The sequence below is a fragment of the Vibrio sp. TRT 21S02 genome (assembly GCF_050113675.1).
GTDB lineage: Bacteria > Pseudomonadota > Gammaproteobacteria > Enterobacterales > Vibrionaceae > Vibrio.
Genome location: NZ_JBNJOI010000012.1, coordinates 52,397 through 68,221 on the forward strand (window position 1 = coordinate 52,397; position 15,825 = coordinate 68,221).

Genomic DNA, 15,825 nt, shown 5'->3' on the forward strand with positions numbered 1-15,825 from the left:
CATGCTTCAAGTGGCACAACGTGGACGGTTTGCATTATGGCTTACCATTGTGACTGTTTTGATCGCTGTTTTTCTATACTCGTGGAAGCAGGTAGAAAAAGAGGCGATGCATACCAATCTGTTGGTTGCTAGTAAGCGAATGACTGAACGTGCCAGTTTTTATAAGCAGGAATGGTTACTGCATGGACAACCTTCAGAGCTGGTGGTAGAGCCACATACTTTGCGCTTTTCTGCAAATGGATGGTTAGTACCAATAGATGAGCAGGGTAATATTGAATGTATGAAGTGGTTGGAGATTCTTTATCCTGAAAATCGAGTTTTAGTTGCTGAAGAGTCAGAAATGATAACTAACTCAAGTAATTGGCTCGTGAAATGTAGATACTTAGATGGAGAGCATCAGGCTGTAGAGGTTGAGCTAAAGGATGGTAAATTCTCTGTTGGTATAAACTTTATTGCTAAATAGCATTTTTATTATTTTACACGGCGATATATTATTAGTGTGCATTGACGTCGTACAAACTCAAGTGTGAGGCATTATGTATAGCAGACAGTCTGGTTTCTCTCTGGTTGAGCTAGTGGTAGTCATTGTTGTTGTGGGTTTATTAGCCGTTGCAGCACTGCCTCGGTTTCTTGATGTTACTGATGAAGCAAAGAAAGCCAGTATTGAAGGTGTCGCGGGTGGTTACGCAACTGGCGTGCTTTCTGCAAGGGCTCAATGGGAGGCAGAAGCTCGCCCCTCACGCATAATCAGCGGCGAAAAGTACAACACGGTGAATTACGATGGTGTCGATTTCTGGTTAACCCGAAGCAAAGATAGTAATGGCAGCAATACTGATTTTCGTGATGGCTATCCGTTGGGGCTAGATACTGGTGGGGCCTTCCCCTCAGGGCTGACCGAACAAGCTTGTGTTGACCTGATGAACAATCTGTTGCAAAACCCACCCAAGGTAGGGACACAGACAGAAGCGGATCAGGATTCAGATATTAAATACGCCGCAGTGGCAAATACAGGCGCTGCAACATGTACCTATATTCAACAGGAAGGGGGAAGCGCTCACCAATTCGTATATGAAGCGAAAACTGGTCGCGTTACCGTTTCGTTGCAGTAACAAAAACAATAAATATTCATTTTTAGAGAGACGTAAACTATGAAAAGACAAGGCGGTTTTACCCTTATCGAGTTGGTGGTGGTAATAGTTATTCTGGGTATTCTGGCTGTAACGGCAGCACCTCGTTTTCTTAATCTACAAGATGACGCTCGTAACGCGTCTTTGCAGGGTTTAAAAGGTGCAATGCAGGGAGCGGCTGGCATTGTATATGGCAAATCGGCAATCAATGGCACAGAAAGTGGCAATGGCTCTATTTCTATGGGCAATGACACGGTTAATACTACCAATGGTTACCCTGAAGCAAGTGAGAATGGTATCGGTAAAGCAGTTAGTGGTCTTGCTGATGATTGGGAAGTGGTGTCTGGTTCTAATTCAACAGGTACTGTTGCTTATACCTTCAAAGGTTATACAAGTGCTACTAATTCATCTTGCTCTGTTAAGTATGATATGGCAACGTCCGACAGTGAGCCTACAATTACGGCAAACGATTGTTAATATAAGAAAGGCCAGCAAAGCTGGCCTTTCTTCTCTATTCTTCTCAAAAATTCTTTCAAAACAATTGCTCAAGTTATATTGAGGTATACTAACTAATACCAAGGAATGAGGTGAGCATCGCGTGATGGTATATAGATCTTCCCAAGGATTTACTCTGGTCGAGTTGATCGTCGTGATCTTACTGATCGCTATTGTGTCTGCCTATGCTGCAAGTCGCTATATTGGTGTGGGGAGTTTTTCAGCCTTTGCCGCACAAGAGCAAATGATTTCTGTGATCCGGCAAGTCCAAGTGAATCGGATGCAATCCAACCTAGGTGATAGCAGCGCAAATACGAATTTTATCCTCTCTATTGGTAATCAATGTGTTGGCTCTTTAGCAGCATGCTCATCTGGGAGTCATGAATCTCGCAGTGACCTAGTTCGGGTTCCAGAACTGAGTTTTTCTGCTACACCAAACTTATCAACAGTCACCTTTGATCTTCTCGGGAATCCCGAAGGTGCAGCAAGTAGCGGCATTAATATTTTATTAACGGCATCGGACAGCCAGACAAGAGTGTGTGTTAACAGCCAAGGATATGTGTCTCGTGGGGTGTGTCTATGAGCTCAAGTCGTTGTCTTTCTAAGGGGTTTACTCTGATTGAAAGTGTGATTGTGATTGTAGTGATGGGGCTTGCAATGATTACTATTGTTAGCTTTCTCCAGCCTCAAATTGAGCGTTCGGCGAATCCTCATTATCAGACTCGCGTGGCGGCACTAGGACAAAGTCTAATGGCTCAAATCCTTGCACAGGGCTTTGACCATAACAGTGACTTCAATGGTGGGCGAGTGCGGTGTGGGGAAACGATCGTAGGAGAAACGGTTCCTTCTTGCACTGCTGCAAATGACTTGGGGCCAGAAGAGTCTGATGTTCTGCAATACAATGACGTGGATGATTACCACGGCTGTTGGACGCCAGAAGGAACAGGTGGATGCGGTAATTTGAATACCTTGCTTGGTGAGGCACAAACGACCTATCAAAACTTCAGAGTTGATGTTGTGGTTAATTACCCTTCGGGTTACAACGCTTTCACAATAAAGAGAGTATTACTGACCATTTCTGCCAGTAATCAAACGCCTATTTCTCTTACTGCCTATAAGGGGAATTATTGATGAAGCGAAATGGATTTACCCTTATTGAAATGATCCTAACCATCATTGTTGGCGGGATCTTAGTGTTAGGAATCGCTGGCTTTGTTGAGTTTGGTGCACAAGGGTATGCCGATACAGTCGAGCGTCAGAGATTACAAACTCAAGCTAGGTTTGTTCTGGAAAAAATGACCCGAGAAATCCGCCATGCGCTGCCAAATGTGTTCACCAGTAGTCAAAATGGCACACAATCTTGCTTCTCCTTTTATCCGATTGACTATTCAGGGTTCTATTCAGTTTCTGGTGCGGATTTACAATTCATTGTTGGCCAAGATGGTGCTAGTCAAAGTGTATTGGCGCCTCGAACCTTGATCATTAACCCCACCTCTTCGCTTTCTCAGGCGGATAACGTTATTTCCCTCAGCTCTGTTACGCAATCTGGTGCGGTGTTCTCCATCGCAAATGTTGCCAGTTCAATTGTTGGGGACTCCGTTGGAAGTCGTCATTACATATTCAGCGCCAGCAATCAGGTGACCTATTGCGTCGATCCATCAGAAGGTTTTATCCGCCGAAATAATACTGTGGTTGCCGATAGTGTGACAAAAGGGAGCTTTGACTATTCAGGCGCTAATATCCAACGTGGTGGATTAGTGCATATATCCCTTCAATTTAGTCGAGGTGATGAGCAAACTCACTTTGAGCAAGATGTGCAGGTGCTAAATGTTCCATAATAAGAGTAAACAACAAGGAAACCTGTATGTCGTTGTCGTATTTACCTTGGTCGTACTGGGTTTTCTCGCGTCTACATTAACTCGAATTGAATGGTCTAATAACGACGCATTTACTAGAGATATTTTAGGCAATCAGGCTTGGTTACTTGCTCATTCAGCCAATGAGTGGGCATTAACTCAAATGTATCCACTGAGCACTGTAACTCCTGACTTGGCCGTAAATTGCAGTGCTGTCAGTGGCGCAGTCTCAAGCGTGACTGCTTCCAGCTGTCAAGCACCTGTGATCCGGTGTGAGTCTCGTGGTGCATTAAATGGTCGCAATATGTATCGGTTAGAGTCTCAGGTAACGTGTGGCAGTGGGGTATTTGAGGTAAGACGGGTACAAGAGTTATGGGTGACAGACGAATGATGTACAAGCGCGTGTTGTATCGATTATTGTGGATATGTAGCTTATTGATTGCCTTGAGCTCATTTTCTGTGAATGCCAATCAGTGCCTTGAGAGTGGTACTCGAGTGGATGCCCGTAAGGGATTTTGTGTCACTTTTGAGATGGAGTCAGAAGGCTCAAACCGAGTAAGGTTAGTTGGCTCCTATTATTATCCGGTTTGGACTGATGATACGAATTTTCGTTCATACAACCCTGCTTTTTATGAGCGTAGCTATATTTATGAGGGGAAAACTCGTACCTTTCAAGTCAAATTTGACAGTGTGAGGGTTGATGCCCAAGGCAATATTTTGGGGACTTTGAGTTACTATGTTGATGGCGTTCGCAAAGAGTATATTTCCAACTACAACCTTACCAATACAACTGGTGCCAATGGATTTTACTCACCATCTATTCGTATTGATTTAGTTGGTTATGAATTTAATGCTGAAGTGGAAGATCATAACTGTATTACTGAAGGGGCTTGCGGCACCTTGCCTGAAGACGAAGCCTTGTCTGATTTGATCTGTAAGTATGTCCCATCTGTTGCACAAACAAACTCTTATTACAATGGTCAGATATATTCGGGGAGCATCGGTTTTTCCGGGTTGAGTAACTACATCCATCCTGTCAGAGACAATCAGGGGTTAGCGTTTTATCAGAATCAGGGTAACCGTGCCCAATGTAAGTATCCCTCTTCAACCAAAACATGCCTTATTGATCGGACGCCAATAGAGGATTTTCCTTTTACATTTTCTGCATATAACGCACAAGGGCGACCGGATAAACGTTGTCGTTCAGGCTCCTGTCCTACGTTGCCGCCAGGTGAATATGGTGATTTAGTGGTGGATGGCTCACGAACGCAAGTGCTCAGTGGCGGTGTTTATTACTTCGATAAGTTAGATCTTTCTGCCACTAGATCTGCCATTCAAATCCAAGATAAAACGCAGATCCACTACAATCAAATCGTTTTTGCCAATGCATCAGTAGGGATTAATGCGAAAGGAAAACCTGAAGATCTGTTAATGATTGGTCGGGGCAATAATGCCCACTTCGTATTACCTACTCAGGCAGACAAAATAGTGGTGAATGCATACATTTATGTTAACCCTTACTCTGTGACCCGAGGTGGCGTAGATATTGGAGGCAACAATAATACGATTAAAGGTGGGATCACGGCTTACAGCCTTTATGTCAGTGGCAATTACAATAACCTGTACGGCGACAGTGGGTTAACTTGTGGTGAGCCACCGACTGCATCCATTTCTCGGCTTGAAGTGTTACCGAATAACTATCATCTGACGTGTGAAGACGAAAATAAAGTTTACGTGGTTGCATACGATAGTAATGGGACCCGTTTATATGATGTTGGAAACGAAACGGTGACTTTGTCTGAATCAGGATCCAATAAGTTGTCGTTCACTTCACATGGCTTTAATTCTCAGGAAGGGTGGTTTGAGTTCACAATCGACAGTAAATCGGATCATGCCTATGAAGATATTGAGATTAAAGCCGAGCTGGATTCTAAGAGCTCGATCTTTGATCGTTCAGAGTTATTGTTCGTACCTGCTAAGCTAGAAATCAACAACAATGATCCGTTGAAGCTGATTGCCGGAAAAAGTGAAACCGTTGCGATTAAAGCACTCGCATGCAATGCGAACAACAAACCGATCACGATTAACTACGATCAAACGTTTGATCAATCAGATATCACAGTATCGGATTTTGTTCCTCAGTCTGGCATTTATGCGAATAAGCTGACGTTTTCTGCATCAGTGAAAAATGGCAAGGGCGACGGTGAAATCAAATTTGATGAAGCTGGTCAATTCAATGGGGAGCTGAAGGACACCATTAGCTGTAGCGATTTTGGTCCGAATATACAAGGCTGCCCTGATGAAGAAGACGTCGAGATTGTTGGTAGCTTCATGCTTTACGCTCGGCCTTGGACGTTTGCGATTTGTAGCGCCAGTAATATCAATGGTACTGCAGAGTCAGGAGCGGGACTTGTTTCCGCTGGAGAAAGCTTTTCACTGAATGTTTATCCTATCGCTTGGCAATCTAATGCACAGTACGATAATACCCGAGTTAAAAGTTATGTCGCAGGAACCTATGATTACTGTGACTTATCGCCTTTAAATAATGCTTCGTTGTCTGGTGCTCCTGCATTTACTCTCAACCTAACACATGAAATTGACAGCCCATCAACCGGTGTCGCTGGTAGTTTAACAGGCTCATTGACTCAAGCGAATACGGCTGCCGATAGCAATAAGAAGCACCAGTTTTCTTCATTAAGTTGGTCTGAAGTCGGCAGTGTGAAAATTGTCGCCGATACGTCTAATTCAGGGTATTGGCAAGCTATTGATGCCGCTGTTCGTGGTGTAGGACGTTTCTATCCAGACTCTTTTTCCATAGAACAAGTCACTTGGGATGCCCCTGATGATCAAGGTGGTATTGCATACATGGGACAACCCTTTGAGAGTGCTGAAGTGGTGGTTCAGGCTTACGCTAAAGATGCGACCGTACCGTTGAAGAACTATCACTTGTTTGCGCAAAGCTTGCTGGCGAAATTTGCTAGCGATGCTGATGACTCAATCAATAATACCTTAGTCCTTGACCTATTGAATGGGCAGTGGCAAAGCAATAATAATGGTGAGTCTCAATGGTTTCTGAATGACACCAACGCAATGTTGAAGCGCAATTATACAACGCCCGCAGAAGTAACTAGTACAGCGAATGGGCCATTTAATACGTCTGATCTAGGTTCAACAACGACAAGCTTTGGATTGCAAATTACCGGGGTAGATCCTGTCAGCTTTTCACAAAATTCAGTTGTTTCTGAGCAAGCCTTGCTAACCCAGCCTCCAGTTCGTTATGGACGGATGGTTATGGATAGCGTTTCTAGTTTAGCCGGACAAGATGCCGCTATCCCGCTACGGGTTGAATATTGGCATCAAGGGCGGTTTGAAACGAATAATGACGACTCTGCTTCGTTATTGGCCACGCCAAATAACTATACCTGTAAAGAGATTCTAACGTCAGGCGGGGCCAGCTCTGACTCGCATCTTTCTGGCTCAGATAGCGTTGGAAACTGGAAGCATGTGGCAAACGGACAGTCGAATGAAATTCATGCTGTTGCACACTCTTCTGGGGCTATGCAAGAACGTGTGCGGTTCTGGATGCGGTTAGCCGATACTTCCCCCCAAATTGGCCAAACGGGGGTAACTTGTGGCACTACCAACATTGCTCAACCATGGTTGCAATACAATTGGCGCGGTGTCGGTGATGAAGATCCGTCCAGTGTAATAACATTTGGCGTTTTCCGTGGTAATGATAAAGTGCTATTTCGTGGAGAAACGGGTTTAACGGGTCAGTAACTTAGGTAAATAATTAGAAATAATGCCCCTAAGTAAGGAATCTGTTAGAAAATGCGTGTTTCAGTCCATGTTTACGCCACAATGCCTTGCTGTGATGGCAAGGCATTGGTACATTTAGTGCAATTTTCTATCTTATAATTCTTTCAGGACGAGCGAAGAATATGTTCAAAAAACTTCGTGGCATATTTTCTAATGACCTATCTATCGATTTAGGTACTGCCAATACTCTTATTTACGTAAAAGGACAGGGTATCGTCCTTGACGAACCTTCAGTTGTTGCCATTCGACAAGATCGTAACCGTGCAGGTAAAAGCGTTGCTGCTGTAGGTCACGCTGCAAAACAAATGCTAGGTCGTACACCTGGTAATATTTCTGCTATACGTCCGATGAAAGATGGTGTGATCGCCGACTTTTACGTAACAGAAAAAATGCTACAGCACTTCATTAAGCAAGTTCATGACAACAGCATTCTAAAACCAAGCCCGCGCGTATTGGTGTGTGTCCCTTGTGGTTCGACGCAAGTTGAGCGACGTGCGATCCGTGAATCTGCATTGGGTGCAGGTGCTCGCGAAGTATACTTAATTGATGAGCCGATGGCGGCAGCAATTGGTGCGGGCCTACGTGTTTCTGAGCCAACAGGTTCGATGGTGGTCGATATCGGTGGTGGTACGACAGAAGTTGCGGTGATCTCTCTAAACGGTGTGGTTTACTCTTCATCAGTTCGTATTGGTGGTGACCGCTTTGATGAAGCGATCATTAACTATGTTCGTCGTAACTACGGCAGCTTGATTGGTGAAGCAACGGCAGAAAAGATCAAACATGAAATCGGTTCTGCTTACCCTGGTGATGAAGTTCAAGAGATTGAAGTTCGTGGTCGTAACCTTGCTGAAGGTGTGCCACGTAGTTTTAGCTTGAATTCAAACGAAATTCTGGAAGCGTTGCAAGAGCCACTTACAGGTATTGTCTCTGCTGTGATGGTTGCACTAGAACAGTGTCCACCTGAGCTAGCTTCTGACATCTCAGAAAACGGTATGGTTCTTACTGGTGGTGGTGCACTGCTGAAAGATCTTGACCGCCTATTGACTGAAGAAACAGGCATTCCAGTTGTTATCGCAGAAGATCCACTGACGTGTGTTGCTCGAGGTGGTGGTAAAGCCCTTGAGATGATCGACATGCATGGCGGCGATCTATTCAGCGAAGAATAATAACTTAGCCTGAGCCTTTGCTCAGGCTAAGTGTACTTATACAAGGAACTCAATAAGAATGAAGCCGATTTTTGGCCGAGGACCTTCACTTCAGTTACGACTATTTTTCGCCGTGATCCTATCAGCCAGCCTTATGCTGGCTGATAGTCGTTTAGGTGCATTTACTCAGGTTCGCTACCTGCTCAACAGTCTGGTTTCTCCAATTCAATATGTTGCGGATCTACCTCGTACCATGTTTGATGGTTTTTATGAGCGCTTTCATACTCGCCAGACGTTGTTGACAACCAGCCAGACCCTTAAACGAGAAGTGTTAAGACTCAAGAGTGATTTGTTGTTGCTCGACCAATACCGTGAGGAAAACCAGCGACTTCGCAAATTGCTGGGCTCTTCTTTCGTTCGTGACGAAAGAAAAGTGGTAGCCGAAGTTATGGCGGTAGATACTTCACCTTATCGTCACCAAGTGGTGATTGATAAAGGCCATGTAGATGGTGTTTATGTTGGACAGCCCGTTGCTAATGACAAAGGGATCGTCGGGCAAGTCACGTTCGTTTCTGCGCATAACAGCCGTGTGTTGCTACTGACAGATAGCAATAGTGCGATCCCTGTTCAGGTGATCCGCAATGATATTCGTGTCATTGCTTCCGGTAATGGTCAAGTCGATAAGATCCAGCTCGAACACATCCCCATTAGTACTGACATCCAGCAAGATGATTTATTGGTGACCTCTGGTTTGGGTGGTGTTTATCCAGAAGGTTATCCTGTTGCTCATATTTCCAAAGTTGAGCGAGATAGCCGAAGGGAGTTTGCCCTGATAGAGGCCGATCCAGTGGTGGATTTTGAGCGCTTACGTTATTTATTGCTGATTTGGCCCAATGACGCCCGTCAAGAAAAGGTGATTCAGGCTGCACCAGAAAACATGACAGAAGGTGAGAATAGTGGCCAGTAGTTTCATGCGAGGCCGAATGGCCATTTTTTGCTCATTTCTGTTAGCGCTGACGCTACAAACCATTCCTTGGCCGGGCATTTTGGATCTAATGCGTCCTTCTTGGCTATTGCTTGTTACTTGTTATTGGGTATTGGCATTGCCGCATCGAGTGAATGTAGGTACCGCGCTGATCTTAGGATTACTGTGGGATTTGCTTCTTGGTTCAACTCTTGGGATCCGAGGGATGATGATGTCCATTGTCATCTACATTGTGGCACTGAACTTTTTGGTGTTACGCAATATGGCTCTGTGGCAACAAGCGATCATCATCGGACTGCTATCGATAGTTCTAGAAGGCCTGATTTTCTTCGGTGAATACCTAATTCAAGATATTAGTTTTAATCCGCTCTCTCTTTGGAGTGGATTGATAAACTGCATCTTGTGGCCGTGGATGTTTTTATTGATGCGTCGAGTGAGACGCCATTGGCATGTGAAATAGTATGACAAAAAAACAGCTCGTATTGGCTTCTGGCTCGCCAAGAAGAAAAGAATTATTGAGTCATCTTGGGTACGACTTTTCAATCATTTGTACTGATGTTGAAGAGCAGCAATCAAACGATGAATCCGCGAAGCAATACGTTGCGCGCTTGTCACAAGATAAAGCATTAGCAGGTGTTGCATTAGCACCGGATTCTGTGGTTGTTGGCTCCGATACCATTGTGGTGGTTGATGGCATTGTACTGGAGAAGCCCGCGGATCTGTCCCATGCTAAACAGATGTTGATGCAATTGTCTGATCGCAGTCATCAAGTTATGACGGCGGTGACAGTCGCAAATAAAGAGAAAAAGAAAACGGTCGTTGTAACGACAAATGTATGGTTCAAGCGCCTGTCAGAAGAAGAAATAGAACAATACTGGCACACAGGTGAACCATGCGATAAAGCTGGCAGTTATGGTATTCAGGGTATAGGTGGGCGATTCGTCACGCGTATAGAAGGTAGCTACCATGCGGTGGTTGGTTTGCCATTATTTGAAACTGACCAGCTCTTGCACGAATTCTTATAATTTCATAATTGAGGTGCGCTCATGAGTGCAGAGTTGTTGATCAACGTGACCCCGAGTGAGACTCGTGTGGCCATGATTGAGGGTGGAGCTTTACAAGAAGTCCACGTTGAACGTGAAGCAAAACGGGGTATTGTCGGGAACATTTACAAAGGCAAAGTCAGCCGGGTATTACCGGGCATGCAAGCTGCATTTGTCGATATTGGTTTAGATAAAGCCGCATTTCTCCACGCGTCTGATATCGTACCGCATACAGAGTGTGTAGCAGAAAACGAAAAGCAGCAATTTCAAGTTCGTGATATTTCTGAACTGGTCCGTCAGGGACAAGACATTGTTGTTCAAGTGGTTAAAGATCCGCTTGGTACTAAAGGCGCGCGCCTAACAACCGATATCACCTTACCATCTCGTTATCTTGTCTTTATGCCGGGCGCGAGTCATGTTGGCGTTTCTCAGCGTATTGAGAGCGAAGCGGAGCGTGAGCGCCTCAAAAAGGTCGTTGCACGTTATTGTGACGAAGATGGTGGCTTTATCATCCGGACCGCGGCTGAAGGCGCAGATGAAAAAGAAATGTCTCAGGATGCGGCATTTTTGAAGCGACTATGGTCCAAAGTAACTGAGCGCCGCAGTAAATATAAAACCCGTTCGACTTTGTATGGGGAATTGGGACTATCGCAACGTATCCTGCGTGATTTTGTTGGGACAGAGCTGACTAAGATCTTAGTGGACTCTCGTCAGGAGTTTGAAAACCTAAAAGAATTCACCAGCGAATATGTACCAGAGCTAACCGAGAAGCTGGAACTTTATGAAGGTGATAAGCCCATTTTCGATATGTACGATACCGAGAATGAAATTCAACGTTCATTAGAGCGTAAGGTCGAACTTAAATCTGGCGGGTATTTGATCATTGATCAGACCGAAGCAATGACTACCGTAGACATTAACACCGGTGCATTTGTTGGCCGTCGTAATCTAGAAGAAACCATTTTCAATACCAATGTCGAAGCGACACAAGCCATTGCTCGCCAATTACGTTTACGTAATTTAGGCGGCATTATCATCATTGATTTTATCGATATGGCCGCAGACGAACACCGCCGTCGCGTATTGACCTCGCTCGAAGCCGCACTGAGCAATGACCGGGTAAAAACAAACATCAACGGCTTTACTCAACTTGGTTTGGTTGAAATGACCCGCAAACGCACTCGAGAAAGCATTGAACATGTTTTATGTTCAACTTGTCCTACTTGTGAAGGGCGAGGCAGCGTGAAAACCGTGGAGTCGGTGTGTTACGAGATTCTGCGAGAAATTACACGAGTGAACCGCGCTTACGATGCGGATAAATTTGTGGTTTATGCCTCTCCTGCGGTGGCTGAAACACTTCAGGGTGATGAATCACATGCATTAGCAGAGCTGGAAGTGTTTATTGGTAAAGAAGTAAAAATTCAGGCTGAACATCTTTATATTCAAGAGCAGTTTGATGTCGTTATGATGTAAAGGCACAACGTGAATCCAACGGCTACTCATCTTTCTAAAATTCTACTTTGGATGTTGGTTACTGTACTCGTCACACTGGCGGTAGCAGTAACAGCATTGCGTGTTGCGCTACCAAAGCTCAATCAGTATCAAGACCAAATTCAAACATGGGTTAATCAGAGCACTGGACTTGAATTTGAAATTGAGCATATTAGTGGCTACTGGCGTAACACCCACCCATCACTCTCTTTTCAAGGGGTAAAAGCACAAACGCCAAAAGGCAGTGATATCCACTTTTCGACCGAACAAGTGGATGTTGAGTTTGATTTAGTGCAATCCATCATGCAGCTCCAGCCGGTTATTGCTGATCTGAATATTCAGGCATTGCAGCTGGATGTGAGCTCGATTAACTGGCTGGAAAATAATAGTTCATCTGATCCCCAACAAGCCAGTGACTCACAACAGAATGTACTCAAACAGTTAGACAAACTTTTTCTCCGCCAGCTTGACGAATTCGTAGTTCGTAACTCAGTGATCACCTATTTAGGTTTTGATGGTGAAGTGCGTCAATTGGATATCGACAAGTTACGTTGGCGCAACCAAGGTCGTCGACATTGGGCTGAAGGTGTGGTGAATATCGCTGATACCACACTGAACTCTTTGCAAGTAAGCGCTAACTTTACTGATCATGGTTCATTTCAAGATATTTCCGGTGAATTCTACCTTTCTGCGGACAATGTTTTAGTTACGCCTTGGTTGACTAAGTACTTAAAAGACGAGACAGGCATTGAGAAAGGGCAAGTAAGCTTTAGCAGTTGGTTAACCCTTGAACGTTCAAAGCCAGTTGATGCATACATTGATTTAAAACCGTCAGAGTTGGTGTGGCAGGAAGAGGGACAACATGACTTGCTTATCGAGTCTGGTGTTCTGCGCCTTATTCCTAAAGCAGAGGGTGTGCAGGTAAATGCTCACTCACTCAATCTCAGAACCGATGATACCGAATGGCCAGAGCTGGATATGGTCTTGGATTGGCAGCCGCAACAATGGATTGCCAATATTTCTCAACTTGAGCTAAAGGCATTGTTGCCTTTGGTTAAGCTCGCTCCGGAGTCTCAACAAACGATGGCGCTGTTAAATCAGCTAAAGCCTGCTGGGCGTGTTGAGGATATTCGTCTTGAGATGTCTGGTGGGGCTGATTCTTTACGCTACTCCGCTAAGTTAACAGAAGGCTCTCTTGCACAATGGGAACTGCTGCCAGAAGTCCATCATTTATCGGCGCAAATATCTGGTGACCTACAGCAGGCCAAGGCTTCGGTCTCATTGATTGATGATGTCTTACCTTATGGCGATGTGTTCCAAGCGCCATTAAATATCAAACAGGGCCAAGTCGAAATTGTGTGGCAAAACTTGCCTGATGGTTGGCGTTTGTGGGCGGATAAGGTGACCGCTGCGACGCCTGACTTGCAAGTGCTTGGTGCGTTTCGATTGGATTTTCCGAACGACAAAAGCCCCTTCCTTTCCTTTTATGCCGAAGCGGATTTATATAACGCAGGGGAAACTTGGCGTTATTTGCCAACTTTAGCGCTTGGGCGCGATCTCACTGACTATCTTTCGACTGCTATCCAAGCGGGTAAAGTGAACACGGCTAAGTTGCTTTGGTACGGTGAATTAGGTCAATTTCCTTATCACGGCAATGATGGCATGTTTCAGGCGTGGGTAGGGCTGAAAGACGCCAAATTCAGTTTTGATACTGCTTGGCCGCCAATCACCGACTTACAATTGGACTTATTATTCCAAAATGATGCGATGTACCTTGACTCGCGGCAGGCAACATTAATGGATGTAAAAGCCAAGCGTATCACTGGCAGAATTCCCGAGTTAGCAGAAAATGGCCATATTGAAATTGAAGCCAGTGCAGTGGCAAAAGGCAATGCTGTACGAGATTATATGACGGCTTCTCCATTGGTCGATTCTGTTGGCGCTGCATTGACTGCCGTTCAAGTAAACGGGGATGTGAGCTCGAAGTTTCAACTCAATGTTCCGTTTAATGGTGATGACGCGAGAGCGTGGGGTTACGCGGATCTAAAGAATAACCACGTTGAAATCGATGCACCTCCGATGACACTTGAGTCAGTTTCTGGACGAGTGGAGTTTGATAATGATGTCGTTAAAGCGGCTGGATTATCTGCAGAACTACTCGAGCAGGCAATATCGATTGATTTTGCGGGGGAAAATGCAGGGCAAGGTTACTCTGTGGCAATTGATGCATTAGGTGACTGGGACATCAAACCGCTCTATCCCTATGTGGGAGAGCGTTGGTTAGGCCCAGTGACAGGTCATGCTCCTTGGCGTATGGATGTCGATATTCAACTGAATGATGTCGGTTTTACTTATCAGATTGATACCTCAGCTGATCTAAAAATGGTGGCAAGTGATTATCCATACCCATTAAATAAGGCAGCAAAGAAAGCGTCTAAAGCGCGTCTGCAAGCCTCTGGTAATCAAGAGTCAGTAAGTGCCCGCTTACAGCTTCCGGGTCTAAAATATCAAACAGAGATTGATATTCGACCTAAAGTTCCTGTTCTTAAGGCGACAAACCTTGTTGTGGGTAGTGGCAGCTTCAAAATCAGCCCTGTGGTTGGTCACAATGCGCAAATCAGAACCGATCGATTTGATCTGGATAACTGGTTAACTGTGTTGTCTGAGCCGGAAGTGAAAACCAAGGCCAGAATGGATGAACTAAACACGCCACAAATACCGATGCCTCAACGGATTGATATTAATGCATCTGAACTTCATCTTGCTGGTATTGATTGGCATGATGTGGATTTTTCTGCTCGTCAGAAAAATCTAGGTTGGCATATGACGTTAGAGAGTCAAGAAGCGGTGGGTGAAGCGAATTACCTTGAGCCCTATGATCTCTCTGTCGCATTAAACCGACTTCATGTATACATTCCGGCCTTAGAGCAAGAGCAGAAAGAGACCTCGCTATTCCAACCAGAGAAACAGAGTGAGCCGTTGATCTCTGCCTTTGATCGTAAGTTTCACGATCAAATTCCGAATATCACCCTAACCATTGATGATTTCTGGTTGCAAGGTTACCGAGTAGGTAAAACCTTATTGGATTTACAACGTCAGGGCGATCGCTTGGAATGGAAGAAGCTGTCATTTCGAAGTGGTAGTAACCAAGTGGATATGAACGGCTCATGGCAATTGAAAGATGATGTTAGCCATACCGTGTTTAACATTTCGATGAAGGGTGATAACAACAGTGATGTGATGGAGCGCTTTGGTATCTCTACAGGGATCCAAAAAGCCCCGTTTGAAATTACCTCTCAGGTAGCGTGGGATGGTGCGCCTTGGTCAATGAAGATCAATACCTTGGCCGGTCATGTTGAGACTAAGTTAGGTAAAGGGACGATTTCGGACGTGAGTGGCGCAGCCAGATTACTTGGTTTGTTTAGCCTTGATTCAATCATCCGTAAAATGCAGCTAGATTTCACCGACGTATTCGATAAAGGCATGGCGTTTAACTCTATCACTGGCAGTGGTGAGATCCGTGATGGTATTTTCCTGACCAACGATATTAAGATGGATGCCGTAGCGGGCGAAATGACGATTAAAGGGCTTGCTAACTTAAATAATCGTACGGTGGATGCAGAAGTGAACTTTGTCCCTGATATTACCTCTGGGATCCCAGTACTGACAGCGTTTGCGGTGACGCCACAAACGGCGCTGTACGTTTTAGCGATCACAACGGTGATCTCACCCGTTGTTGAAGTATTTACCCAAGTCAATTACGAAGTGAAAGGGCCTTTGGATTCTCCGACTGTACGTGAATTATCACGGAGCAAAGGGGAATTTGAGTTACCAGAAAAGCTGCGTGAAGCGTTGGAATAACCA

General features: G+C 44.9%; 14 protein-coding genes. All 14 read left to right on the forward strand.

The features are described from left to right. Position 1: 1 nt before the first annotated feature. Positions 2-463, forward strand: coding sequence for an MSHA biogenesis protein MshF (locus ACQEXU_RS15600; protein ID WP_427011522.1), 462 nt, complete (start codon positions 2-4; stop codon positions 461-463). 73 nt (positions 464-536) lie between these two features. Beyond that, positions 537-1,109 carry a prepilin-type N-terminal cleavage/methylation domain-containing protein gene (locus tag ACQEXU_RS15605; protein ID WP_427011523.1) on the forward strand — a complete coding sequence of 191 codons (573 nt, stop codon included), beginning with the start codon at positions 537-539 and terminating at the stop codon, positions 1,107-1,109. Between the two features lie 39 nt (positions 1,110-1,148). Then, positions 1,149-1,604 (forward strand): type II secretion system protein, encoded by a 456-nt coding sequence (locus ACQEXU_RS15610; protein ID WP_427011524.1) that lies wholly within the window; start codon positions 1,149-1,151, stop codon positions 1,602-1,604. Between the two features lie 124 nt (positions 1,605-1,728). Then, positions 1,729-2,205, forward strand: coding sequence for a type II secretion system protein (locus ACQEXU_RS15615; protein WP_427011570.1), 477 nt, complete (start codon positions 1,729-1,731; stop codon positions 2,203-2,205). Beyond that, positions 2,202-2,753, forward strand: coding sequence for a type IV pilus modification PilV family protein (locus tag ACQEXU_RS15620; protein WP_427011525.1), 552 nt, complete (start codon positions 2,202-2,204; stop codon positions 2,751-2,753). Before ACQEXU_RS15615 ends, ACQEXU_RS15620 begins: the two co-directional genes overlap by 4 nt. Continuing rightward, the gene (locus ACQEXU_RS15625) at positions 2,753-3,460 is read left to right on the forward strand and encodes a PilW family protein (RefSeq protein ID WP_427011526.1); all 708 of its coding nucleotides are present in this window, start codon (positions 2,753-2,755) and stop codon (positions 3,458-3,460) included. The genes ACQEXU_RS15620 and ACQEXU_RS15625 overlap by 1 nt, the downstream gene beginning before the upstream one ends. Further along, positions 3,450-3,869: an MSHA biogenesis protein MshP gene (locus tag ACQEXU_RS15630; RefSeq protein WP_427011527.1), complete on the forward strand. Its 420-nt coding sequence runs from the start codon at positions 3,450-3,452 to the stop codon at positions 3,867-3,869. Before ACQEXU_RS15625 ends, ACQEXU_RS15630 begins: the two co-directional genes overlap by 11 nt. Beyond that, positions 3,866-7,258 carry a DUF6701 domain-containing protein gene (locus ACQEXU_RS15635; RefSeq protein WP_427011528.1) on the forward strand — a complete coding sequence of 1,131 codons (3,393 nt, stop codon included), beginning with the start codon at positions 3,866-3,868 and terminating at the stop codon, positions 7,256-7,258. The genes ACQEXU_RS15630 and ACQEXU_RS15635 overlap by 4 nt, the downstream gene beginning before the upstream one ends. A 161-nt stretch (positions 7,259-7,419) precedes the next feature. Further along, on the forward strand, positions 7,420-8,463 hold the full coding sequence (locus tag ACQEXU_RS15640; protein ID WP_367988076.1) for a rod shape-determining protein: 1,044 nt from the start codon (positions 7,420-7,422) through the stop codon (positions 8,461-8,463). A 58-nt stretch (positions 8,464-8,521) separates the two neighbouring features. Next, entirely contained in the window at positions 8,522-9,409 is an 888-nt protein-coding gene (mreC, locus tag ACQEXU_RS15645; RefSeq protein ID WP_367988077.1) for a rod shape-determining protein MreC, read from the forward strand. Positions 9,410-9,413: 4 nt separating this feature from the next. Continuing rightward, positions 9,414-9,887, forward strand: a complete 474-nt coding sequence (gene mreD, locus ACQEXU_RS15650; RefSeq protein WP_374144811.1) for a rod shape-determining protein MreD — start codon at positions 9,414-9,416, stop codon at positions 9,885-9,887. A gap of 1 nt (position 9,888) precedes the next feature. Beyond that, entirely contained in the window at positions 9,889-10,452 is a 564-nt protein-coding gene (locus ACQEXU_RS15655; RefSeq protein WP_427011529.1) for a Maf family protein, read from the forward strand. 21 nt (positions 10,453-10,473) lie between these two features. Further along, the gene (gene rng / locus ACQEXU_RS15660) at positions 10,474-11,943 is read left to right on the forward strand and encodes a ribonuclease G (RefSeq protein WP_367988080.1); all 1,470 of its coding nucleotides are present in this window, start codon (positions 10,474-10,476) and stop codon (positions 11,941-11,943) included. Between the two features lie 9 nt (positions 11,944-11,952). Then, positions 11,953-15,822 (forward strand): YhdP family protein, encoded by a 3,870-nt coding sequence (locus tag ACQEXU_RS15665; RefSeq protein WP_427011530.1) that lies wholly within the window; start codon positions 11,953-11,955, stop codon positions 15,820-15,822. The last annotated feature ends 3 nt before the right edge of the window (positions 15,823-15,825 follow it).

Coding starts and splice junctions, on each gene's coding strand:
- ACQEXU_RS15600 (WP_427011522.1), top strand. CDS start 2: ATGCTTCAAGTGGCACAACGTGGACGGTTTGCATTATGGCTTACCATT.
- ACQEXU_RS15605 (WP_427011523.1), top strand. CDS start 537: ATGTATAGCAGACAGTCTGGTTTCTCTCTGGTTGAGCTAGTGGTAGTC.
- ACQEXU_RS15610 (WP_427011524.1), top strand. CDS start 1,149: ATGAAAAGACAAGGCGGTTTTACCCTTATCGAGTTGGTGGTGGTAATA.
- ACQEXU_RS15615 (WP_427011570.1), top strand. CDS start 1,729: ATGGTATATAGATCTTCCCAAGGATTTACTCTGGTCGAGTTGATCGTC.
- ACQEXU_RS15620 (WP_427011525.1), top strand. CDS start 2,202: ATGAGCTCAAGTCGTTGTCTTTCTAAGGGGTTTACTCTGATTGAAAGT.
- ACQEXU_RS15625 (WP_427011526.1), top strand. CDS start 2,753: ATGAAGCGAAATGGATTTACCCTTATTGAAATGATCCTAACCATCATT.
- ACQEXU_RS15630 (WP_427011527.1), top strand. CDS start 3,450: ATGTTCCATAATAAGAGTAAACAACAAGGAAACCTGTATGTCGTTGTC.
- ACQEXU_RS15635 (WP_427011528.1), top strand. CDS start 3,866: ATGATGTACAAGCGCGTGTTGTATCGATTATTGTGGATATGTAGCTTA.
- ACQEXU_RS15640 (WP_367988076.1), top strand. CDS start 7,420: ATGTTCAAAAAACTTCGTGGCATATTTTCTAATGACCTATCTATCGAT.
- mreC (WP_367988077.1), top strand. CDS start 8,522: ATGAAGCCGATTTTTGGCCGAGGACCTTCACTTCAGTTACGACTATTT.
- mreD (WP_374144811.1), top strand. CDS start 9,414: ATGCGAGGCCGAATGGCCATTTTTTGCTCATTTCTGTTAGCGCTGACG.
- ACQEXU_RS15655 (WP_427011529.1), top strand. CDS start 9,889: ATGACAAAAAAACAGCTCGTATTGGCTTCTGGCTCGCCAAGAAGAAAA.
- rng (WP_367988080.1), top strand. CDS start 10,474: ATGAGTGCAGAGTTGTTGATCAACGTGACCCCGAGTGAGACTCGTGTG.